The sequence below is a fragment of the Niallia circulans genome (genome assembly GCF_007273535.1).
Taxonomy (GTDB): Bacteria; Bacillota; Bacilli; order Bacillales; family Cytobacillaceae; genus Niallia; species Niallia circulans_B.
In genome coordinates this window covers 1511269-1533969 of sequence record NZ_RIBP01000004.1, presented here as the reverse complement: position 1 = coordinate 1533969, position 22701 = coordinate 1511269, and the positions used below count along the sequence as shown (strand labels likewise).

The following is a 22701-nucleotide window of genomic DNA, read 5'->3' as shown; positions in this document are numbered from 1 at the left end:
ACTATAGGATACAGCGTTGCTTACATTACTTAATATTCAAGCCAAGATTTGAATTAATTGTTGTATAGAACTGGTACAGCTTTTTATCCATCATTTTTTGCGTATAGTCCATACGAATTAAGCTAATCTTTTGATATTCATTATAGCGGATGAATATCGCGTAGCTTCCCTTCGCAAACTCAAGCATTGTTGTCAATGGAAGTGTCATGCGGAAGTGATGCTTATCAATTCTTTCAAGATCAAAGGAATACTGATTTTCAGTATTGCCCCTGTCACGTAAAATAATATCATTAACATTATCGATAGAATCACCATATAAGTGGAAGTTCAAAACATAGTCGCTCTCCCCGAAAGCTCCCTCTTCATAGAAGCCTGCCATTGAAACACGAATATGCTTTTTGTCTTCAAATGGTGTTACCATATATGGCTCATTTTCAATTATAACAATGTCTTTTACTTTTTCCTTCTTGTCCCATTTAAACAAGTCCGCAATTTTATCCTGCTCCCCATTAAGGAACATATTATAAACGACCTTATTGATTGGGTGGAAGAATTGATCCTCAATAGAGTAGCTAAGATCCTTAGTTGTTTCAATTACTTCATTAAATTTATCATAATACGCCTGCTTGTTTTTACTCTTGAAGAAATGCTGACGATTAAAGAATCTAGTGATGCAATCAAATTCATATAGACGATTTAAAATCATCTTTTCTGTTTTTTCATCAAGCTTCTTAGCCTTCACATAGTCAATTACTTTAATGTTTGTATCCATTTTCTGCATGATGCTTGTTTGTTTCGTTAAGGAAGCATCGTTTTCATCAAGCCTGTTCAAATAGTAAATAAGATTAGTTGTAGTTGAAATTGTTTTCGTTGCTACAAGCACATCGATAAAGAACTGCTTGTCCTCCGCATACTTCATTTCCGGGTAACGAATATTATTATCTCTCAGCAGGCTTGTCTTCATCATTCTTGAACGCGGCCCTAAATGCTGGAAAATATGAGGAATGGACGTTGCTTGAATACTTCTTCTTTCTTTGCAGGATTCATGCTCTCCAACTATTTTAGTAGATTTATTCTCTACCTGGATTGTTTTACCGACAACATAATCATCGTTAGTTTCTTTCAGGATATTATAAAGAACTTCAAGACCGTTATTCTCCAACCAGTCATCTGCATCAAGGAAAGTAATATAAGGAGCCGTTGCCAGTTCTATCCCTAAGTTCCTTGGCTGTGCAGGTGTTCCTGTATTTTCCTTAAGGAAAACAACCATCATATTCTGATATTTCTGCGCATATTCCAACAGCATCGGACGAGAATTATCATTTGAGCCGTCATCAACAAGAATATACTCAACATTATCAAAACCGATTGTTTGATTAATAACAGAATCAACTGTTTTGCTTAAGTATTTCTCAGCATTATAAACAGGTGTAACAACTGTCAGAAGCTTTTCCTTTTTCTTTTTCAATGCACTGAATATGCTGCTTTTTTTATTGTAGACATAGTAGCCATCATTATTATAATCAATATTGTTTTGTGCTTCGAATTGTTTTTTATTATAGTTTGACACTATAAAAACACCGCCTCTTCATTATCAAATACACTATGTATTAGAACGATTCACTTCTTTTACAAAAGTAACCATTTTATTATTATACACATTTTGCAGATTTTCTTAAACATTAACCTAACATTATAGAGCAAGCAAGCAAAAATAAGTAATTTTACTATTGTTTTTGCTAGGATTTTCGAACTAATTCTTACCTTTATTTAAGTACTGACAAACAGTACAAAGCCCCCTTTAAATGCCATTGTTTATACTTTTGGTTTCAGATCACTAAAGGCCTTCAGACACCTTTCTCAAAAAAGGATTCCGAACCAATCATTATCCTTTTTTCTATGAAGACCATTTTAAAACTTATACGCTTTGAAAACAAGTAAAAGCCAGCACTCCAATGGCGTGCCGGCTTCCTTATCATTTATATATCGGAATTTCAAAGTACATTTCATAGGAATCAAGCAAATCATACAAGGATTTCATGCGGTTCACTTGTTTGCTTGCCCACCCTATATCTGTTGCGTACTGATGCACTCCTGGATTGCTGGAATTCCATCTCATTTTATAGAGTGTATCTTGTTGATATGTGGCATTATTAATATAATTTTTGCCGATGAACTCTGCTCCGCCGATAATTGCTTTTTCCGGAGTTGTCCAGCCATGCTTGTATGCATATTCTGATCCGCCTAGTGTCGGTGATGCATCATATGCTCCTATTCCGTACATATTATAAACCTTCATTGGTTCAACTGCCTTACCGTCAACACTTGAAACGGTAACTCCTGTTGCCAGCTCTGAAGAACCATTGCCAGTTTCCAGCATGGCATGAGAAATTAAGTAAATCTCGTTTATTCCATACTGTTTGCCTGCCTCTATAAATGAGCTCGCCTTTCCTGCAAAAACCCCTTTGCCGACAAGAATCTTGGCGTTCACCTCTGCTTCATTTAAACTTGCACTTGCTGAAAGCTTCAAGAACTGCAGCTTCTGCTTGTCATCATTAATGAAATTATCCGGATTCAAATAATATTGGATGTCAGCAGGACCAGCGTTAACCCAATAATTGTATGCTAGTCTGTATTGGGCGGGCTTGTCAGCTGTTGCTGCTGCAATTTCATCATAGTATTTGTAGAAGTCTACTTCATACCAGTAATAGCCGCTGCTGTCCTTAGCTGTTTTTGAAGAAATGGTTACTTTGTCTCCTGTTGAGAACTTGCCAATTATCCAATCATCTAGGCTAGCTCCACCTCTTACATTCCAGCTGCCACTTTTAATCAGACCATAATCACTGTAGCTGCTTATATAAGAGAAGACATCCTCTCTGACATATGCCTTATACTTCTTATCCGTTTGGGCAGATTTACTAGCTTGGATAGCAGCTGCATCAGCCAACGAATAGTTTAAATAATCATATGCTGTATAGACAGCTTTTGTTTTCTTCATTTCAAAGCTAACAGAAGATTCACCAGTATTCTCATAATATTTAAGCACAATTTCATGTGTCCCCTTCGCAAGCTTATAGCCAGTAACTTCGCGCTTTCCGCTTGAGGTGCTCTCCCATGAATTTATCACTCTTTCACCATCAATTTCCAGAATGACTCCATCATCTGCTTCAATCGTAAAGTTGTACAATCCATCCTCTGTTATTTCCACTGTTTTCCTGTAAATGGCAGAGAACTTATCTGTACCAAGTGTGCTTGCTGGCGATCCAGTTCCCCAATCGAAATTAACAGCTGTTATTTTGTTAATCGAATTCTGTCCGCCGATGACAACTGGTTTTACATTGTCAGACAAAGTATAAGCAGGAGTCTCATCAGCATCGATAATCTTCGGATAATATTCTGCATACCAGCCAGTGCTGTTGACTAGATTTTCAGCAGTATATGGGACAAAAGAAAGCTCGAATTTCGCTGTTCCTTTATTATCGTAATAACGCACTTCTATCCAATGAATATTACCGTCCTTCGTATCAGCAATCTTTACCTTTGTAGCCTTCTCTCTGTAAGAGCCGTTATTCCATTGATCAATGACTGGTTGTCCATCAATAAATACTTGAACACCGTCATCAGAAAGACCACGAATAACATACTCCCCAGCTTCGATTCTTTTCGCTGTTACATATTTCGCTGAGAATCCGTCTGCATGAACAGAAGTTGCCGGTGCTGCTGTTCCAAAATTTTGAGTCAATGTCATGCTGTTGCTGTTGTTAACAGCCTTAGCTGCGACCGGTGCTCCTGTCAGTGACGTATTGTTATAGTAATAGGCAATCCAGTTTCCTAATGGCTGTACATCTGCATAAGCAAAAGCACTGCCTGTATTATCAAAATAATCAGCTTGGATAACATGCTCACCAGAGCTTAAGTTTGTCATTAACCCGTTGTTATATACACCGCCTGAGTTACTCCAGCGATTAATGACAGATTGATTGTCTACCTTCACCCGCATGCCATCGTCTGCAAATGTTGATACGAAGTAATCCTGACCGCCAGTTATTTTTTTCAAGAAGGATGCCGAAAAGCCATCTGCAGGAATACCAGCAAGAGGCGCACTTTTATTCCAGTTATACTGAATAGAAGTGATTTTTGTCTCAGCATTTTCCCCGCCAATTACAGTTCCAGTTCCTGTTAGCGTTTTGTTTGGATAAAACACATTAAGCCAATCACTTGTTGTCACTGATTGCTGTAATGGTTTTATGTCGAAGTTAAGCTTTGACTTTCCGCTTTTCTCTAAATACTGTACTTTAATCCAGTGAACATCCTTTTTAGAGGCATCTGATGTCGCTATATCATTTATGTTGATTTTCATTGTGTTTTCAGCAGAATTGGAGCCAGTCCATTTGTCCAGCACTAGCTTATCATCAACATAAACTCGTATACCGTCATCTGCACCATAACGAAGGACATAATCACCTGCAGTCAGCTTCATTGCAGTAATGAACTGGGCCGTATAATTATTAACTGGAACACCTGTAGCAGGAGAGCCAGTGCCAGCATCAAAGCTGAATGCCCCGTTTTCGTCGCCCTTGATAATTTTTTTGTTCGCTGGGACGCCTTTTAAACTAGTATTTGCATAATAATAACTTAGCCACTGTCCATACGGAAGAACATCTGCACTAACAAAAGCACTGCTAGTCTTTTCTAAATAGTTGATTTCCAATATACCTGCAGACTGCAGATTTGTAATCACTGCCTTATTCTCTTTACCTGAGGAGGATGACCAGCGATTAAATAATGGCTGTCCATTAATAGACGCACTTATCCCATCATCAGCAATTGTATGAACAAAGTAGTTGCCTTTATTTACTAGTTTATAATAGGAAGCAGAAAAATTGTCCTTAGCTGTTTTTGTGTTCGGTGCAGCAGTTTTCCAGTTATAAAACACATTGCTGATTTTGTTTGTACTGCTGTTGCCTCCATAAACATTGCCGATTCCCGCAGCAGTTGTGCTGTTATAATAAGCGGCAAGCCATGAGCCTTCAGCTAGCTCTTCCTTAACAGGTGTTATGGAAAAGTCTAAATAGCTTTTTCCCGTTTTCTCCACATATTCCACTCTAATAGCATGTGTGCTTCCTTGCGAGGAATTAGCCACATCGACGATAATTTGTTCCTCTCCTGGACTTGTTTTCTCAAGCACCTTCTTATTATCTATAAAAATTTGGATAGCATCGTCTGATTTTGTCCGAATAACATACTGCCCTGCAGCAAGCTTTTTATATGTGTAAAGCTTCATTGAAAAGTTGTTACTGCCAATATTTTTTGCACCAGGTGCATTATAGCCATAGTTAAAAGACAAATCACTGTTATTAGTAGGTGTATATAGAAGCGCATCCTCTGGAGCACCTTTTTTTGTCGTGTTATTGTACAAATAGCCAACCCAGCTGTTAAAAGGCAGCACATCAGAAAACAGGATTGCTTTGCCTCCTGCCTCACTATACTCTGTTTTGACATTATGAACTCCAGCAGTCAAATTGATTGGTTTCGAAATTGTTTGGCCAGATTTATTCCAGCTATCAATTGATAGCTTATCATCCACATACATTCTGACACCATCATCAGCAAAGGTTTGAAGAAAATAATCGCGCTGGCCTTCTTGTACATTCAGCTTTGTTGTTAATGACGCTGAAAAATTATTCGCATTAACGCCACTCTGAGGTTTATCATAGCCCCAATTCAAGTGAAGACTTGGAAACTGTGCAGCTATTCCAGTTCCTGAAAGATTCGTATTATTGTAAAAATTACCAGACCACCCTGCTTCCGCTGCTAATTTATGCTCAGGGTTGATTAAAAACAGACCAAAAATAGAAAAAAACACCAAAAAAGCAGCCTTCTTGCTCAGTAATTTTTTTATAACCATACACCTCAATAATTTTAATAGTTTAATATACTATTAATATCGAGTAGATAAGAGTTTTGTTTAATAACATTAGCTGAAAATACTTGGAATCAATTCCTCTTTTTAGTAATCTCCGTATAAAAAGACAATAAAAAAAGAGGATTTTCATCCTCTTTTTTTATTGTCCATTATTTATTATTAACAGGCTCATCCTGCATGTTTCCAACAAGATCTTTCAGATATACTTCCAATTTGTCTTTAATATCATCACGCTTTAAAGCAAGCTCGATTGTTGTTTGGATAAAGCCCAATTGCTCTCCAACATCATATCTGTTGCCTTCAAACTCATATGCAAACACTCTTTGGATTTGGTTCAGCTTTTCAATTGCATCTGTCAGCTGAATCTCGCCGCCTGCGCCTACTTCTTGTTCTTCTAGGAATTTGAAAATTTCCGGAGTGAAAATATAGCGACCGATAATTGCCAAATTAGATGGAGCTGTGCCTTGCTTTGGCTTCTCCACGAATTTTTTCACTTGGTGTCTTCTTCCAGATCCTTCGATCGGATCAACGATACCATAGCGGTGTGTTTCTGAATCAGGTACAACCTGTACACCAATTACAGAAGATAATGTTTCATCGTATTGGGACATTAACTGACCTAAACACGGATCGTCACTGTCCACAATGTCATCACCTAACAGAACGGCAAACGGCTCATCACCGATAAAGTTTCTTGCACACCATACAGCATGTCCTAAACCTTTTGGTTCTTTTTGGCGGATATAGTGAATATCGACATTGGATGATTCTTTTACTTTATCAAGAAGGTCAAACTTCTCTTTCGCAACTAGGTTCTCTTCCAATTCCCATGCATTATCGAAATGGTCCTCGATTGCTCTTTTCCCTTTTCCAGTAACAATGATAATGTCTTCGATGCCTGAAGCAACCGCTTCTTCAACAATGTATTGGATAGTTGGTTTGTCAACAATTGGTAGCATTTCCTTTGGCATTGCTTTTGTAGCCGGCAAAAATCTAGTTCCAAGACCTGCAGCTGGTATTATCGCTTTTCTAACTTTAGACATGTATTTACCTCCAAATAATTCCTATCTTACCTCTATTTTAAATGCAATATTATTTATTGTCCACCGATTACAGGCAGGGCAAAAGTTACTATTTTAGTTTATACCATTATTAGTATACAAAAAAGCAGCATATCTAATTCATACACAGTAGATAAACTCATTTTCAGCTTATTGAAGCAGTACATCCCTTCTATAAACAATTATTAATATAATAAATTTGCTGAATTTTATATTCAAACAATGTCTTTTCTGCTATCTTAAAAGTAGTTTTATCAAAAATTGTCAAGTTATGGAGGTTTTAGCAGAACATGAGATCGGAAAAACCGAAAAAGAAAAAACGAAAATGGCTGCGAATCACAGGATTAATACTACTGATCCTTTTAATTGGTATTGGAGTTTATGGATATACTATATGGAATTCGTTAACTAGTGCAGTGGATTCTATGCATGAGCCTGTTGACAGAGAAACAACAAAACGGACAGAAACGTTAAATCTAGAGCAGCAGGAGCCTTTTTCCGTATTAATGCTCGGTGTCGATGAACGCGACGGTGACAGCGGAAGATCCGATACAATGATTGTTATGACCGTTAATCCAGAGAAAAAATCTGTGAAAATGCTCAGCATTCCTCGCGATACACGTACAGAAATTGTTGGACACGGAACAACAGATAAGATAAATCACGCTTATGCATTTGGTGGAGTCGCAATGTCTATGGACACTGTCGAGAACTTCCTGGATATACCTATTGATTATTATATGCAAATTAATATGGAAGGTTTTAAGGATATAGTTGATTCTGTCGGCGGAGTCACTGTAAATAATGACCTTGATTTTACGTATGAAGGTGTTCATTTCCCAGAGGGAGAGGTTACTCTTAATGGAGAAAAAGCACTTAAATTCTCGCGGATGCGTTATGAAGACCCTCGCGGAGACTTTGGACGTCAGCTAAGACAGCGCATGATCATCCAAGCAGTACTGAAGGAAGGTGCGAGTCTTAACTCATTAACAAACTTCGACGATATCTTTGCTGCTTTAAGTAAAAATATTAAAACAAACCTAACATTTGATGAAATGGTAAATATTCAAAAAAATTATAAACAAGCTGCCGGGAATATCGAGCAATTTACGATTAATGGTACAGGTCAGAAAATTGACGGTATTTGGTATTTACTCGTAGATGATGCAGAAAAAACGAAAATCCAAACAGCTTTGAAAGACCATTTGTCAGTAAAGTAATACATTCTAGGCCGGGAAACAGTATTATAACTTAATCATAAGACCGAACTACTTTAGCCATCGTGCCTAATAGTTCGGTTTTTTCATTTTTTATAACTATTCAAGTACATTATTTAAACTTTTGAGTGGAATGGAGCGGAGGCCAATCGACTATTAAGGGCTATAGAGACGAGTTAAACCCCGTACGCCAGACCAACCCGCGGAAAGAGAGACGTTATTTAAACAGAAAATCCAATATTTTTAATGATTATTATTTCGCCTTTAGGTATGGAAATAATATATTTTTCATTTTTCTTTCTTATTTATCTTGTAACAAACACTCGCTAATATGACATATTTTTCAATGTTTTTTCATTTTTATGAAAGACGCTGTCGAATAATATAGAAATACTTGTCAGAATGGTGGAAAGGTTTTAAAATAAGGTAATTAGGAAACAATATATCATAAATTTAAGAACTATGAGAAACAGCTTGGATAACAATCCTTGCACATTTGTTTGCAACGCCAAATAATTAGCAGAATGACTGGCTGTTATTATAATGATTATGGAACTTCATATATAGGAGGATACAAATGAAAAAAGTAATTACTTATGGCACCTTCGATTTATTGCACTGGGGTCATATCAATATTCTTAAAAGAGCAAAAGAACTTGGTGACCATTTGACAGTAGCTCTTTCTAGCGATGAGTTCAATGCAATTAAAGATAAAAAGGCGTATCACAGCTATGAAAACAGAAAAATGATTCTAGAAGCGATCCGTTATGTTGATGAAGTAATTCCTGAAAACCATTGGGATCAAAAGGTTACAGACGTTGTCGACCACAACATCGATGTATTTGTTATGGGAGATGACTGGGAAGGAAAATTCGATTTCTTGAAAGATCATTGTGAGGTTGTTTACCTGCCAAGAACTGTTGGAATTTCTACTTCTAAAATCAAAAAGGATTTATTCAAGGTTAAGTAATATGATAAGGGAACTTGCGATTTCCTTCTATTTAATGCTATTTTCTTTGTTGTTTCGGATTAGCAGTCTATTCCAGCAACAAAAGAAAATAGTTTTTTGTGTGTCTTTTCCAGAAAATACGCTGGATATAAATGAAAAGCTTATAAAAAACGCTGCAAATAGCCGATCTATCTTTCTTGCAACAACAGCACAAACGAAAAGAATGCTCGAAGAAAATCAAATTGGTGAAGTGCTTGATTTCACACCACGTAAGCCACTGCATTTCCTTACAGGAATACAGCATCTTGCGACAGCAAAAGTAGTTGTACTTGATAATTATTTCGGTTTTCTATCTAGCATTCGATTTAAGCCAAATGTTAAAGTGCTGCAAATCTGGCATGCTGCTGGTGCAATCAAAACGTTCGGCTTAAAGGATTCAAGTATTCAGTCGCGGACAAGCAAAGCAAATCAGCGATTCAAGGATGTATACAGTCAGTTTCAATATGTAATAACTGGGTCACATGAGATGGATACTATTTTCCATGAAGCATTCTCCACCCAAGAGCAGCAAATCATTCACACAGGAATACCTCGTACTGATATTTTCTTTGATGAAGCAAGAAAAAACAACACAATCAAAAAAATATACAGCGAGTATCCACAGTTTGAAAACAAAAAAATCGTATTATATGCCCCAACCTTTAGAGGCGGAAATAATGGGATTACAAATGCCAAGCTTGATTTACCATTATTAAAAACGAAGCTCAGTGATGATACTATTATGCTAATTAGACTCCACCCTTCCATTAAAGAAAAGGCAAATATACCTGAAATGGACGGCACTGTCTTTGATGTATCACAATATCCATATATAAATGATTTACTTTTGATTACAGACCTGCTCATCACAGATTATTCCTCTATCCCTTTTGAGTATTCCTTTATGAGAAGACCAATGATATTCTTCCCATATGATCTCGAAGGTTATGCAAAAGATAGAGGATTTTGGACAGATTACGAAAAGCTCGTCCCTGGACCTGTTGCCTATACAACAGAAGAACTGGCCATTATTTTGGAAAAAGACAGCTATGATCTGGAAAGAATAGATTCATTCCATAGACGCTGGAACGAATATTCCACAGGCAAATCAAGTGAGAACGTTGCGGCACTTATAACAAAATGGTTAGACGACTGAAGATATTCTTCAGTCGTTTTTTAAATAACTATTATGTTAAGTGTTGATAGAAGCGATAGTAAACCCTCTAATTTTGGTGCTGCTCCATCTTAAACGCACACCTTACCTTTCAAATGAAACCACCACTTAAACCTATATACTAAAGCATTTCAAAAGCTTGTAGAAACAGCACTCACAAACCATTTTTTGACGAAATAATACAAAACAAACTCGAATAAGGAAATTTCCTGAAATTTCTCGGGAAATAAACTGTCAGCATTTGTTGATATTTTTGTTGTTTCTTATTCAACCGAATGCGGTATATGTATAATATGAAAACAATAATCCCAATGAAAGGATGATAATCATGAAAATCAAAGCAGGAAGCTGGAGACTATTAACGACACAGGACAAGCAATTCATCTTGCAAACACTTAGCATTCTTTCTAAATACAAGGGTTCTAAATAATGCTCGAATACTGTCATTTCTCATAAATTTCGATAGGCAGTCCATCCGGATCTGCAAAAAATGTAAATCTTTTATCTGTAAACTCATCACGGCGAATATCTTCCACTTCGATAGATTGACTTTGTAAATAAGATACCGTTTCAGCAATGTCATCCACCTCAAATGCGATATGTCGCAAGCCTGCTGCTTCTGGATAACTCGGCCTTTTCTTTGGATTAGGAAATGAGAATAGTTCTAGCTGATAAACATCGTTAACCATAAGGTCGAGTTTATATGAATTACGTTCTTCTCGAAACACCTCTCTAATCGGTTTAAATCCTAGAATATCGACATAAAAGGACTTAGATACTTGATAATTACTGCAAATAATCGCTATATGATGTACTTTATTGACTTTCATATGACAACACCATCCTCAATTCACTTTTTTGTATGTAAGAAAAAACGAAGAAATGCAGGTTGCATTTCTCCGCTTTAACATCATGCTTTTTTATGCCATTCCCAAGCACTTTGAATAATGGATTCTAAGCCTCTTTCTGCTTTCCAGCCAAGATCCTCATATATTTTATTAGAAGATGCAACAAGTCTTGCAGGATCTCCTGCCCGTCTTTCAGCTAACACAACGTTTGCCTTTTTGCCTGTTACATTTTCACATGTTTCAATAACTTCTTTGACAGAATAACCTACACCATTTCCGAGATTATACGTTTCTGCCTGCTTGCTTCCATCTAATAATGCTTCCACACCCTTAATATGAGCAGCTGCCAAATCTGTTACATGGATGTAATCGCGGATACAAGTCCCATCCTCTGTCGGATAGTCTGTTCCAAAAACAGAAATAGACTCTCTTTGACCTAATAAATGCTGTAATATAATTGGAATCAAATGTGTTTCAGGGTCATGCTTCTCACCGATCTCCCCTGATTCATGTGCACCTGCAGCATTAAAATAACGAAAAACAACATAATTCAACCCGTAAGCCTCATGAAAATCAGCCAAAATTTGCTCTACCATCAGCTTAGAACGTCCATAAGGATTAATTGGAGATGTATTGGATTTTTCTAAGATAATTTCTTCTTCAGGAATACCGTATGTAGCTGCTGTTGATGAAAAGATGAAGTTTTTCACATTAAATTTAAGCATCGTTTTCAACAATGTTAAAGTATTAGCAACGTTATTTTCATAGTATTTAAATGGGTCCTGCACTGATTCACCAACAAGACTGAACGCAGCAAAATGCATGACAGCTTTAATTGGATATTTAGTGAATATCGGTTCTAAATCTTCCGCATTCCCTAAATCTCCTTTAATAAATACTGCTCTTTCATCAACAGATTCCTGATGACCTGTTGCCAAATTATCAAGGACGATGACTTCCTCTTTTTCCGCCAGTTCCTTTACTAGATGACTGCCGATATAGCCGGCACCGCCTACTACTAGTATCATATTAAATCCCCTTTATTCACATTATTTTTTCTCACAATCTATTAATACCCGTATATTTTTATTTTAGCACATAGCCAGTTAGAAAAAAATTTCATTGGCAAAATTTCCTTTTTTCATACTTTATACAGGTGCAATTTTCCCTATCAAAAAAGGAAGGATAAATCATCCTTCCTTAACCTGCAGCATTTAATTTTTTTCTTCTGTTTTTTAACACATAATAAAAGAATTCCAGGTGGCCGACCAAATTGCGCTTCCACAATCTTTTCGGTTCCTTCAGCATACGATAAAGCCATTCAAGCCGCAGCTTTCTAAATAATCCTGGTGCTCTTACAGCTTGACCTGATGAAAAGTCCAAAAATGCACCGACTGCAAAAGCAAGCGTACAGTTCAGCATTTCCCGATTATCAGCAATCCATTTCTCCTGTATCGGCATTCCAAAGCCGACAAGCAGTATATCGGTTTGTTTGTTATTTATGTCCGTAATGACGGCTTCATTGCTGCCCACATCGAAATAACCATGCTGCTCCCCAACAAACTTTAAATGAGGAAATTGCTGCTGCATCTTATCAAGTGCTGCTTTAGCAACACCAGGTTTTGCTCCAAGTAAATAGACATTATATTGTCTGTCCTTTTCCTCTTTAAGCCTGTCAAACAATGCTGGAATAAAATCGGTTCCATTTAAGTTTTCCTTAAAAGAAAAACCGAACAGCTTTGCTCCTATCTCTATCCCAATACCATCATTCAATAAAAAGTCACTATCATTAAGAAGATTTAAATAGCTTTTATCCTTTTGTGCCAAGTTATAGCAATGGTCATTTAGAAAGAATACATTTGATTTATGATTATACTTTAATTTATTTATAATGCCGGCTATTGCTTCATTTGTATAAAGCACATTCACCCCGATATTTCCCATCCACGTCTTTTCCATCTGTTACAGTCTCCTGCCTTGCATAATGTAGCTTCATTATATAGAAATTTAGCTAATGTTACAATTATCGGCTAGATTCTTTCATTAGAACGGTTGGTTTTGTTGGAATTTGTCGAAACTTTACACTGCTAAAGCCTTTTAAATTGTGAACAAAAAGTGGTAAAATATATATGTGTTTTTAAAAGACTTTTCAACTTGTAGTAAGAGAAACAAGCATGTAAAACAAATTATCCAAGATAAAGGCAAACCATTTGAAAGAGTGGGACGCAAAGCTACAGATCTAAGGCAGCAGTACTGCTATGATGGCTGGGTCACCTTATGAGAATATAAGGAGGTTTTTATTACGGTGTTAAATTTGTTACCAGTAAAAGAACTAGAAACTAGAGATCCAGCAGAACTAGATAGTGAATGGGTAGAATTGGTGCTTGAGGCAAAGCGTTTAGGCCTTACAAGTAAACAAGTAAGTTCATTTCTTTCAGATAAAAAACAAGCAGATAAATAACTTAGCTTAACTTTCTGAATATTCTTTTAAAAACACTTTTTATGGATATATGTGAATCTTATAGCACAGTTTATGTAAAATAAGACAAACATTTCAGATTTGAAATGTTTGTCCTGGTAAAACGTTTCTGTGCTTTTTATCCATACTGCTCTACATCTATCCTTTTTTCATCCTTCATCTGCGAAATTCTATCATGCAGAAACTTATACACTTCATCTTTTATTTCTTCATTTTGCAAAGCAAAGTCAATGGTCGTTTTTACAAATCCAAGCTTTTCCCCGACATCATATCGCTCACCCTCAAAATCATAAGCAAACACACGTTGAATTTGGTTCAGCTGCTGGATGGCATCTGTTAATTGGATTTCACCGCCCGCGCCTGTCTGTTGTTTTTCCAAGAACATAAAAATTTCCGGTGTTAATATATATCTGCCAAGTATAGCTAAATTGGAGGGTGCCGTTCCTTTTTCAGGTTTTTCCACAAAGTTTTTCACTTGATATCTTCTACCTTTATTTTCTCCAGGATCTACAATACCGTACCGGTCTGTTACATCCTTTGGAACTTGCTGCACACCAATAATTGATGATTGAGTTTCCTCGAATTCGTTAATGAGCTGTTTTAAGCATGGGATACCACTTTGAACAATATCATCTCCAAGCAGGACAGCAAATGGCTCATCACCGATAAAGTTTCTTGCACACCAAACAGCATGTCCTAATCCTTTCGGTTCCTTTTGGCGAATATAATGAATATCCGCTAAATTAGAGGCAAATCGGACTTTGTTCAGCAAATCCTCCTTGCCCTTCGCTTCAAGATTCCATTCCAAATCATTGGCACTGTCAAAATGATCCTCAATCGATCTTTTTCCCTTTCCAGTAACAATAATGATGTCCTCAATTCCGGAAGCGACTGCTTCTTCAACTATATATTGAATAGTTGGCTTATCAACGATTGGCAGCATTTCCTTTGGCATTGCTTTTGTTGCAGGCAGGAATCTAGTTCCAAGCCCTGCTGCTGGTATGATAGCCTTCCTAACTTTTTTCATGGTGTATTCCCTCCTAATAATTATAGGAGTCTTTTCCCTTGTTTTCGTCAGGATAAACTATCACCACCACTATTAAATATAAGTATTTTTCCGATGACTTTTTCTGCTTTGTTGACTTAAGCCTTGCGAAATAAGGTAAAAAGAAAGTAAAAACAGAATAAAAGCTATAAGAGGATAGATAAGAATCCATTGAGAATAAGACAGGAATGAGCGTGACTGTCCAATTAATCCAGACCATTCATTTGTCATAGACAAATAGATAGAGAAATCTGGCTGGAATTCCGTTCCTCCGAAAAACAAGTTAAATATCGCCAATTGGCCCATTAAATGAAGCACTTGTATCGTTTCATTCAAATACAAAATAATAAAATCACCTTTAAGAATTGGCCAAATATGCTTTTTCAAAAGATGACTTTTGTTCCCGCCAAGGGTTACAGAGGCCATAATATACAGGTTTTCTTTTATTTCCGCCGTTTTAGAATAAACAACATTATATACACCAGGCACACCAAGTGCGGCCATCAACACTCCTTGAATAAAAATTAACGCAAATGATGACAGGCTTGGATTAATATTCATTCCAAGCATAATAAAGTAGATAAGTATAACTGGTGGTATGCTTGTCAATAAAGTAATCCGCCCCTGCTTCCCCTTTTTTCTTCCGCTTGCTGCCAAACCGCCGAAGACACCTGCAATTCCTCCAACCAATAGCCTTGCTGCCGCAACGATTAACACTGTAAATACGGTATACTTTGCACCATGTAAAATCAGGGAGAGGATATCCTTTCCCCATTTGTCTGTTCCTAACGGAAAATCCTTTGATGGTGCTAATGGCGGGGCGACAAATTCTGTTCCATTTTCTGTCTCCATATAGCCAACCTTTACCTTATAATCTGGAGGATATGGCGCAATAGATGACCCAAAAATGCTCAACAACACAAAAAAGGCTAATAAAAAAATTCCTGAAACAAGCTGTATATTCCACTTAATCATATTTCAAGATCCTTTCTATCAGAATAATGAGCATGTACAATAAGAAAAAAACTGCGCCATACAGAAGGAATAATGCAACCAGACAGAAAATGACCAAATTATATTGATACCCAAAATAAGCTTGTGTCTGAAAGAAAAGAGCGGTAATCCCGTTTAAATTAAATAAATATTCCACAATGAACAGATTGCTGATCATGATTGCCAACACTTTATGCATATCTGCTTTTAAATATGGAGTAACATTTGTAGTTACATGATAAAGATAAATGTCCTTTTTCTTAATTCCTTTTGCAATTGCTGTCAGGATATAATCCTGTGTCAGCACATCCTTTGTTTTTTCATTTAGTGCTTTTACTGCATACAATAGCGGGATTATTATTAATGTGATAACTGGCAGCAATACAGCCATGTTATCAGAATTAAAGGAAGCAACCTTCGCAAGCTTAATTCCAGAGCTTTTATATACTACCGTAACAAGAAGCTGCAGCAGCAAGATCAAAATAAAATCGGGCAATATTCCCAACAGGCTGATTATCTTACCAAAAAAGCGTTCATTCAACTTCCAAAACCAAATGCCAAACAGGAAGGTTAGGCTGAGCACAACTACTCCTGCCATAATTAAGTAATAAAAGGACGAAGCAAAACTAGCTCCTATTACGGAAAATATAAGTACAGTCCGATCGCCCTGAATAAAATAAAAAGCATCTCCTGTAAAAAGCCCAATAATAAATGTTTTTATAATGGCAAACATGCCTAAGAAATTAAATAAAATGCTTCCATCCTCTGCACTAGATAAAACAAGAGGAAACGCAGCCAAGCAAAGCAAAAAGAAAAAGCTGAGCAAATGGATGAAAGGACCCTTAAGCATCCTCAAAAGAAACCCTCCTGTCAAAATAAAATACTATTTACATATATAATTCGCTCCACTAAATACCAGCCATACTAATCTACCATATAACTCTCACATATATCAATTAAAGATTTTTACAATTAAGAATAAAGGCACGAATCTAAAAATAGCATTATATTTATATAATAGAAAAAGCGTCTTGCAGGACGCTTTAAGTGTGAGGAGAATATGGGGAATTGGCTTGATTCTCTATAGAAAGTGAATATGTTTTACGAAGATTTTTAAAACGGGGAAATAGTTTGTATTCTTGAATTGGGAAAAAGTTGGTTTAGAGTGTTGGCACGGAGCGTTGCGTTCTGGAGAATTCCTCTTGAATTACAAATTCTAATTGCCGAATACGAACATTTTGCTGTTCCATTTGCTTAATGGTTTTCGCTTGCATTGATATTAGAGCTGACAGCAAATCTGACATGTTGTCACTACTGCTCTTCATTTTGTCACCTCCTATTCTCATATTAGTAAAAATGTAAATTTAAATGGTAATGAGCTGTTCTTCCCTTTTCGGCTCTAAAAACCGAAAGTACTCAGCAGCAACTTCTGTCACATAAATTCTTTTTCCTTCTTGATTTTCATAATTCCTAGTCTGGATACTGCCGATAATGGCAATTAACAAGCCCTTATGGCAATAATGTACAATATGCTCTGCTGCTTTGTTCCAGAAGATGCATGAAATAAAATCTGCTTCATACTCACCTGCTTGATTTCTGTAATTTCGCTTAACTGCAAGCGTAATATTAGTGACAGAAGTGCCTGCTTGAGTCAGCTTTAATTCAGGATCACGAGTCAATCTTCCAACTAATGTCACTTGATTTACCAATAGATCACCCCTTTCTTCCTAGCAAGCTTATCATACTAAATAGGGAGCTTATTGAAAAACCGTCAATCATTAACAACACAAAAGTTAGCTAATTGAAAACTCATGTTTCTTTTATAGATTATTTAAACTTGGAAGGGTAATGACAGGCAAACCTCAACAATCAACAATCTTTTTTTGCGCACAAAAAAGCGGATAAAGCTATATGCTTTATCCGCTTTCCTCTTATTGCTCGTATGATGCGATAACTGCTTGTACCTTATCCATCACACCAGCCTTCAGCTCAGCTAGTTTTGCTTGGCTCTCTTCAAGAGATGGGCTAGTAACACTGAAATAGAATTTAGCTTTTGGTTCTGTTCCTGATGGACGTAAGCAGAACCAAGAACCATCTTCCAAATAGTACTTGATAACATTTGATTTTGGAAGGTCGATTAATATTTCCTTCACGCTTTCTGTTCTTTTGCTTGTTTGATAATCTTCGATTGCAACTACTTGCAAGCCTTTTACTTCTGAAATAGGATCTTGACGGAAGGTATCCATGATGTAGGAAATTTGTTCCGCACCATCTTTACCTTTAAGTGTTAACGATTCAAGCCCTTCTTGATAGAAGCCGTACTTACCAAATACTTCAAGTAGGCCTTCAAACATTGTCATGCCTTTTGCTTTGTAGTAAGCTGCAACCTCAGCTGCGAAAATAGCAGATTGGACTGCATCTTTATCACGGACAAAGTCACCGATCAAGTAACCATAGCTCTCCTCATAACCGAATAGGAAATTATGTTGATTTGTCTGTTCAAATTCTTTGATTTTTTCGCCAATGAATTTGAAGCCAGTCAATGTATCAAGTGTTGGAATACCGTAAGCTTCTGCAATCGTTCTGCCGATTTCAGATGTTACGATTGTTTTAATAACAATACCATTTTCAGGAAGAATACCTTTTGCTTTTTTCTCTGAAAGCAAGTATTCCAGCATCAATGCTCCTAATTGGTTACCAGTAAGAACTGTATACTCACCATTCAAGTCCTTCACAGCAACACCAAGACGGTCTGCATCTGGATCTGTTCCTAAAAGGATATCTGCATCGATTTCCTTTCCGTAGCGGATAGCAATCTCAAATGCAGCATGCTCTTCCGGGTTTGGTGACTTTACTGTTGAGAAGTTAGCATCTGGCAGTTCTTGCTCTTTAACAACTGTTACATTGCCAAAACCAAATGCTTGCAGGCCCGCACGCACTGGTTTGTTTGCCGTACCGTGCAATGGAGTAAAGACGATTTTTAAGTCTTCAGCTTCAGGAAGCTTATTAAGCTGAATTGTCTTCAATTGCTCCACATACGCTGCATCAACATCTGCACCTATATATGTCAATAAGCCTTGATCTAAAAGCTCTTTTTCTTCAAGCACTTCAATCGTAAGCTCATTTTCTACTGCGTTCACATATTTAATAATAACATCTGCAGCTTCTGGAGGCAGTTGTCCCCCGTCTTCTCCATATGCTTTAAAGCCATTATATTCAGGCGGATTATGGCTTGCAGTGATAACAACACCAGCAAATGTATTTAGGTGCCGCACTGCATATGATAACTCAGGGGTTGGACGAAGCTCTTCGAATACATAAGATTTGATACCAAGCTTGCCCACTACTTTTGCAACTTCCAAAGCAAATTCTGGTGATTGGTGGCGAGAGTCATAAGCAACTGCTACACCGCGGTTCATTGCCTCTTTGCCTTGTTCTTGTATGTATTTCCCCAATCCTTGGGCAGCCTTGCGCACTGTATAAATGTTCATACGGTTAATTCCCGGTCCAAGTTCACCGCGCATACCGCCAGTGCCAAATTCTAGATGCTTGTAAAAGCTATCCTCAAGCTGTTTTTCAGATTTTTGCAATTCTTGTAATTGCGTTTTTAAGTTTGGTTCTAAATCTTGAAAACTAGCCCATTTTTCTACTATATCTTGATACACCATATAGCCAGATTCCCACCTTTGAATAATATTTTTGCCTACCTTAACATTACCTAAATTATGTATTTATGTAAAGGGAAATCAGGGGTATAAACAACTGTTTTCCCTTTTATTAATTAGGTATTTACTCCTGATTTCTTTTCCAAATTTCTGTTAATGGACCACGCACACCAAATACAGGGTCCTCAAGAGGAAATGGGGCATTTTCAATTTCTTCCGGGGAATGAAGAAAGTCTTCCTCTGTATCCTTTTTTGTATTATAATGCTGTCCATTTGGATATGCTCCAATCACCTGCAGATCTGGTGTGCCAGACAGCTTCTTATGCCCTGTTCCCGCTGGAATTACCAGTACATCACCAGCGTTCAGAATCACTTTGCTCCCATGTTCCCCGCCAAGTTGCAACAGTGCAGAGCCCTTCATAATTCCAAGTGTCTCATGCGAATTACTATGATAGTGATGATAGGAAAAGATGCCATCCACCCAGCTGTTCCGCCAATTATGAGAGCGAAATATCTTGCCGATATTGTGCTCATTATGTTTGAGTACCTGCTTATAGTGAAGAACAGGGAATGTTGGATTATTAGGAATAAAGCCACTTGGTTCAAAATAATACAATGTAACATCTCTTGCCATTTTAACCCACTCCCCCTCTATAGCTCTTCTATACCCCTTTTACAAAAAAAAATTCCTTCTATTAAATGCTTCTGTATTTTTTGTTTTTTAGATTGATAAAAAGGCTTAAAATTCCAGAAATTCCGCCGATATAGAATGGACAATAAAGAAATGAAACAAGTGTCTAACGGTCTATTTCCGATTAATTTATAGATGGTCAGCTTGTTATCATTTCCCAGATTTCATATTTTAAAAGGAGAAGGACAGGTTATGAATATAAGCATTAGACAAAAACTTATCGGAAGCTTTATTATCGTTTCGCTCATCTTCAGCATTGCTTCCTATTACTCTTACACTAGCTCTAAGAAAACTGAGGAGTCCTTTGTTTATCTTATAAACACTGTTGAAGAGCTGCGTTCAATCAGCGAACAAATCAAAACAAATACAGCAACACAGGTTGCCAGCTACAGAGGGTTTATGCTTTATGAAACTCCAGAGTTAAAAAGTCAGCTCAACGGTGCAAACAGCAATATTAAGAACCTTGTTGAGCAGGGTAAAAAGCTTGCAACACTTAAGGAAACAAAGGACAGACTGAATCAAATCGAGGAGCTAAACGCTGATTACTTCCAAAAAGCTAATTCCAGTATGAACAGCCTGTCAAGCTCGTCCACAAATAAGACAGCTGCGATTGCGGACGGTCTAGAAGCACTTGAACCGATTTCAAACAACTTAACAGATAGAACAACAGCCTTAATAACATGGCTTAACAATGATATTTTAGAACCGAAAATGGCGGCGGCTCAAGAAGATTCACAGCACCGTACACTGTTCATTCTGATTATCAGTATTGCAGCAACAGTTATAGCTATTGCTGCTGGTGTTATTCAATCGCTGTTCATTGTAAGACCAATCAGCAAGCTGAAAACTAAAATGCAAAAGGTTGCAGATGGTGATTTGAATACTGAGCCAATGCAGCTTAAAAATAAAGATGAAATATACCATTTAAATGAATCATTTACACAAATGCAAGACAGCTTAAAAGACATGATAACGAAAATTGCAAGCAACGCAGACCATGTTGCTTCATCTGCAGAACAGCTCAATGCAAGTGCAGACCAATCGGCACGGGCAGCAGAAAATATCACTTCTTCTATCCAGCAAATTGCCAGCGGAACAGAGATCACTATGTCAAAAACAGATGATAACTCAAGCTCTTTATTTAATATTCTTGATGGCATCCAGAAAATCGAAAAAGATACGGAGGCTGTTTCCGAGCTTTCTAAAACTGCTTCAGACAATGCGGAAAAAGGCTCTAATTCTATTAGCAGCAACTTGGCACAAATGGAATCTATCTCTAATTCCGTTAATCGTTCCAACACTGTCATTGCTTCCTTATCAGAAAGATCAAAGGAAATTGGGTCTATCATTGATATTATCAGCAATATCGCCGAACAGACAAACCTCCTTGCCCTGAATGCTGCCATAGAGGCGGCAAGAGCAGGTGAGAATGGCAAAGGCTTCGCAGTTGTCGCTGACGAAGTGCGTAAGCTTGCCGAGCAATCGCAAGTTTCTGCAAAGGATATTTCTAGACTATTAAGCGGTATTCAAAAAGATACTGCCGAATCAGTGAATTTGTTAAATGAAGCAAAATCTCAAGCAGAGAACGGTGTTAAAATCTCAACAGAAACGGCTGATACATTTGGCGAAATTCTGAACAGCACCCAAAAGGTGACACCAAAAATTAAAGAGGTTACGGCAACAATCCAGCAAATCGCTTCATATGTACAGGGTGCTTCAGCATCTGCTGATGAGATTGCTTCCTTATCAAAGGTTAACGGCAATAATACAGAAGAGGTTGCTTCATCGACCGAAGAACAATTGGCTTCCATGGAGGAAATCAAGGCTTCCGCACAAGTATTGGCTGGCATGGCTGAAGAGCTGATGACGGTTGTAAATCGTTTTAGAATCTAATTTATGTAAGTAACCCACAAAGCAAATTGCCTTGTGGGTTTTTCTTGTTTCTTTGCCGTCTATCAGAATAGACGAACAGTTAAACCTGAACTTCCTGCTTCAAGCTTTCCATGATTTCTGCAGAGCTTGTTACACTCCCAAAAAACTGATTAATTGTCTTTAATGACATATCATACTCCTCACGAGTAAAGGCACCTGTGCAGTCAGACAATAACAGAATATCATAGTCGAGCATAAACCCATCCCGTGCAGTTGATTCCACACATATATTCGTACTAACACCTGCCATAAGCAATGTATCAATCTCCATTGCACGCAGAACACTGTCAAATCTTGTATTAATAAAGGCACTGTAACGATGCTTTATTACGATGACATCCCCTTCTTCTGGAGCCAAGTGAAAGAACTCAGATCCCCAAGTATTCTTTCGGCACAGATCCTTTTGGCTTTTGTTCTTTAATCTTTTCACCCAGATTTTTGAATCGGTGCTGTCTTCATGAATTGTCTGAATGTAGATAACCGGCACGTTGTTTTCCTTGCATGCACGTATCATTTGTTTTAAGTTTGGCAGCATTTGTTCAGCCATTGAAACATCCAATCCTTGCTTCGCTATACTGCCGTCTTTATGACAATAATCATTTTGCACGTCTACAATCACAAGCGCACTTCGAGCTGGATTCCATTCTACACTCATCCTATTCATCCTCTCGTTACAAGATTT

Annotated in this window: 19 protein-coding genes and 1 riboswitch; of the genes, 5 read left to right on the top strand and 14 right to left on the bottom strand. The window is 37.3% G+C overall.

From position 1 onward, the window contains the following. Positions 1-25 precede the first annotated feature (25 nt). The 3 genes from CEQ21_RS15510 to galU (CEQ21_RS15500) form a co-directional block, all read right to left on the bottom strand. Positions 26-1570, bottom strand: coding sequence for a glycosyltransferase family 2 protein (locus CEQ21_RS15510; RefSeq protein WP_185765304.1), 1545 nt, complete (start codon positions 1568-1570; stop codon positions 26-28). Positions 1571-1975: 405 nt separating this feature from the next. Then, on the bottom strand, positions 1976-5866 hold the full coding sequence (locus CEQ21_RS15505; protein ID WP_328593502.1) for a PA14 domain-containing protein: 3891 nt from the start codon (positions 5864-5866) through the stop codon (positions 1976-1978). A 209-nt stretch (positions 5867-6075) separates the two neighbouring features. Further along, on the bottom strand, positions 6076-6969 hold the full coding sequence (gene galU, locus CEQ21_RS15500) for a UTP--glucose-1-phosphate uridylyltransferase GalU (RefSeq protein WP_185765302.1): 894 nt from the start codon (positions 6967-6969) through the stop codon (positions 6076-6078). Positions 6970-7277: 308 nt separating this feature from the next. Between galU (CEQ21_RS15500) and CEQ21_RS15495 the strand changes: the two genes are divergently transcribed. The 3 genes from CEQ21_RS15495 to CEQ21_RS15485 all read left to right on the top strand — a co-directional run bounded on the left by CEQ21_RS15495 (position 7278) and on the right by CEQ21_RS15485 (position 10348). Beyond that, positions 7278-8207, top strand: coding sequence for a polyisoprenyl-teichoic acid--peptidoglycan teichoic acid transferase TagU (locus tag CEQ21_RS15495; protein ID WP_185765301.1), 930 nt, complete (start codon positions 7278-7280; stop codon positions 8205-8207). Between the two features lie 574 nt (positions 8208-8781). Continuing rightward, positions 8782-9174: a glycerol-3-phosphate cytidylyltransferase gene (tagD, locus tag CEQ21_RS15490; RefSeq protein ID WP_185765300.1), complete on the top strand. Its 393-nt coding sequence runs from the start codon at positions 8782-8784 to the stop codon at positions 9172-9174. Between the two features lies 1 nt (position 9175). Further along, entirely contained in the window at positions 9176-10348 is a 1173-nt protein-coding gene (locus CEQ21_RS15485) for a CDP-glycerol glycerophosphotransferase family protein (protein ID WP_185765299.1), read from the top strand. 461 nt (positions 10349-10809) lie between these two features. Here the strand turns inward: CEQ21_RS15485 and CEQ21_RS15480 are convergent, their stop codons facing one another. The 3 genes from CEQ21_RS15480 to CEQ21_RS15470 all read right to left on the bottom strand — a co-directional run bounded on the left by CEQ21_RS15480 (position 10810) and on the right by CEQ21_RS15470 (position 13173). Further along, positions 10810-11196 carry an SMU1112c/YaeR family gloxylase I-like metalloprotein gene (locus CEQ21_RS15480; protein WP_185765298.1) on the bottom strand — a complete coding sequence of 129 codons (387 nt, stop codon included), beginning with the start codon at positions 11194-11196 and terminating at the stop codon, positions 10810-10812. A gap of 80 nt (positions 11197-11276) precedes the next feature. Further along, positions 11277-12242 carry a UDP-glucose 4-epimerase GalE gene (gene galE, locus CEQ21_RS15475; RefSeq protein ID WP_185765297.1) on the bottom strand — a complete coding sequence of 322 codons (966 nt, stop codon included), beginning with the start codon at positions 12240-12242 and terminating at the stop codon, positions 11277-11279. A 172-nt stretch (positions 12243-12414) separates the two neighbouring features. Then, on the bottom strand, positions 12415-13173 hold the full coding sequence (locus CEQ21_RS15470; protein WP_185765296.1) for a WecB/TagA/CpsF family glycosyltransferase: 759 nt from the start codon (positions 13171-13173) through the stop codon (positions 12415-12417). A gap of 231 nt (positions 13174-13404) precedes the next feature. Next, positions 13405-13492, top strand: a riboswitch (cyclic di-GMP riboswitch). Between the two features lie 27 nt (positions 13493-13519). On the opposite strand from CEQ21_RS15470, the gene CEQ21_RS15465 reads away from it, so the two are divergent. Further along, complete coding sequence (locus tag CEQ21_RS15465) at positions 13520-13675, top strand: anti-repressor SinI family protein (RefSeq protein WP_235856594.1); 156 nt, start codon at positions 13520-13522, stop codon at positions 13673-13675. 136 nt (positions 13676-13811) lie between these two features. Here the strand turns inward: CEQ21_RS15465 and galU (CEQ21_RS15460) are convergent, their stop codons facing one another. The 7 genes from galU (CEQ21_RS15460) to CEQ21_RS15430 form a co-directional block, all read right to left on the bottom strand. Continuing rightward, a complete protein-coding gene (galU, locus tag CEQ21_RS15460; RefSeq protein WP_185765295.1) occupies positions 13812-14720 on the bottom strand; it encodes a UTP--glucose-1-phosphate uridylyltransferase GalU in 909 nt (302 codons plus the stop codon). Between the two features lie 72 nt (positions 14721-14792). After that, positions 14793-15713, bottom strand: coding sequence for an ABC transporter permease (locus CEQ21_RS15455; protein WP_185765294.1), 921 nt, complete (start codon positions 15711-15713; stop codon positions 14793-14795). Further along, positions 15706-16581: an ABC transporter permease subunit gene (locus tag CEQ21_RS15450; protein WP_185767292.1), complete on the bottom strand. Its 876-nt coding sequence runs from the start codon at positions 16579-16581 to the stop codon at positions 15706-15708. The genes CEQ21_RS15455 and CEQ21_RS15450 overlap by 8 nt, the downstream gene beginning before the upstream one ends. Before the next feature lie 310 nt (positions 16582-16891). Further along, positions 16892-17056, bottom strand: coding sequence for a hypothetical protein (locus CEQ21_RS15445; protein ID WP_185765293.1), 165 nt, complete (start codon positions 17054-17056; stop codon positions 16892-16894). Between the two features lie 39 nt (positions 17057-17095). Beyond that, entirely contained in the window at positions 17096-17440 is a 345-nt protein-coding gene (gene ssb, locus CEQ21_RS15440; protein WP_185765292.1) for a single-stranded DNA-binding protein, read from the bottom strand. A gap of 222 nt (positions 17441-17662) precedes the next feature. Continuing rightward, the gene (locus CEQ21_RS15435) at positions 17663-19399 is read right to left on the bottom strand and encodes a phospho-sugar mutase (protein ID WP_185765291.1); all 1737 of its coding nucleotides are present in this window, start codon (positions 19397-19399) and stop codon (positions 17663-17665) included. Between the two features lie 121 nt (positions 19400-19520). Further along, a complete protein-coding gene (locus CEQ21_RS15430; RefSeq protein WP_185765290.1) occupies positions 19521-20030 on the bottom strand; it encodes a cupin domain-containing protein in 510 nt (169 codons plus the stop codon). 249 nt (positions 20031-20279) lie between these two features. Between CEQ21_RS15430 and CEQ21_RS15425 the strand changes: the two genes are divergently transcribed. Next, on the top strand, positions 20280-21980 hold the full coding sequence (locus tag CEQ21_RS15425) for a HAMP domain-containing methyl-accepting chemotaxis protein (protein ID WP_185765289.1): 1701 nt from the start codon (positions 20280-20282) through the stop codon (positions 21978-21980). A gap of 79 nt (positions 21981-22059) precedes the next feature. On the opposite strand, the gene CEQ21_RS15420 is transcribed toward CEQ21_RS15425, so the two are convergent. Further along, on the bottom strand, positions 22060-22674 hold the full coding sequence (locus CEQ21_RS15420) for a cysteine hydrolase family protein (protein WP_235907265.1): 615 nt from the start codon (positions 22672-22674) through the stop codon (positions 22060-22062). Positions 22675-22701 lie beyond the last annotated feature (27 nt).

What these genes read in the sequence shown, in the direction of transcription:
- CEQ21_RS15450 (WP_185767292.1), bottom strand. Translation starts at nt 16,581, where the DNA reads ATGCTTAAGGGTCCTTTCATCCATTTGCTCAGCTTTTTCTTTTTGCTT.
- CEQ21_RS15495 (WP_185765301.1), top strand. Translation starts at nt 7,278, where the DNA reads ATGAGATCGGAAAAACCGAAAAAGAAAAAACGAAAATGGCTGCGAATC.
- CEQ21_RS15470 (WP_185765296.1), bottom strand. Translation starts at nt 13,173, where the DNA reads ATGGAAAAGACGTGGATGGGAAATATCGGGGTGAATGTGCTTTATACA.
- galU (WP_185765295.1), bottom strand. Translation starts at nt 14,720, where the DNA reads ATGAAAAAAGTTAGGAAGGCTATCATACCAGCAGCAGGGCTTGGAACT.
- CEQ21_RS15485 (WP_185765299.1), top strand. Translation starts at nt 9,176, where the DNA reads ATGATAAGGGAACTTGCGATTTCCTTCTATTTAATGCTATTTTCTTTG.
- galU (WP_185765302.1), bottom strand. Translation starts at nt 6,969, where the DNA reads ATGTCTAAAGTTAGAAAAGCGATAATACCAGCTGCAGGTCTTGGAACT.
- tagD (WP_185765300.1), top strand. Translation starts at nt 8,782, where the DNA reads ATGAAAAAAGTAATTACTTATGGCACCTTCGATTTATTGCACTGGGGT.
- CEQ21_RS15455 (WP_185765294.1), bottom strand. Translation starts at nt 15,713, where the DNA reads ATGATTAAGTGGAATATACAGCTTGTTTCAGGAATTTTTTTATTAGCC.
- CEQ21_RS15445 (WP_185765293.1), bottom strand. Translation starts at nt 17,056, where the DNA reads ATGAAGAGCAGTAGTGACAACATGTCAGATTTGCTGTCAGCTCTAATA.
- CEQ21_RS15435 (WP_185765291.1), bottom strand. Translation starts at nt 19,399, where the DNA reads ATGGTGTATCAAGATATAGTAGAAAAATGGGCTAGTTTTCAAGATTTA.
- CEQ21_RS15425 (WP_185765289.1), top strand. Translation starts at nt 20,280, where the DNA reads ATGAATATAAGCATTAGACAAAAACTTATCGGAAGCTTTATTATCGTT.
- CEQ21_RS15480 (WP_185765298.1), bottom strand. Translation starts at nt 11,196, where the DNA reads ATGAAAGTCAATAAAGTACATCATATAGCGATTATTTGCAGTAATTAT.
- CEQ21_RS15420 (WP_235907265.1), bottom strand. Translation starts at nt 22,674, where the DNA reads ATGAGTGTAGAATGGAATCCAGCTCGAAGTGCGCTTGTGATTGTAGAC.
- galE (WP_185765297.1), bottom strand. Translation starts at nt 12,242, where the DNA reads ATGATACTAGTAGTAGGCGGTGCCGGCTATATCGGCAGTCATCTAGTA.
- CEQ21_RS15430 (WP_185765290.1), bottom strand. Translation starts at nt 20,030, where the DNA reads ATGGCAAGAGATGTTACATTGTATTATTTTGAACCAAGTGGCTTTATT.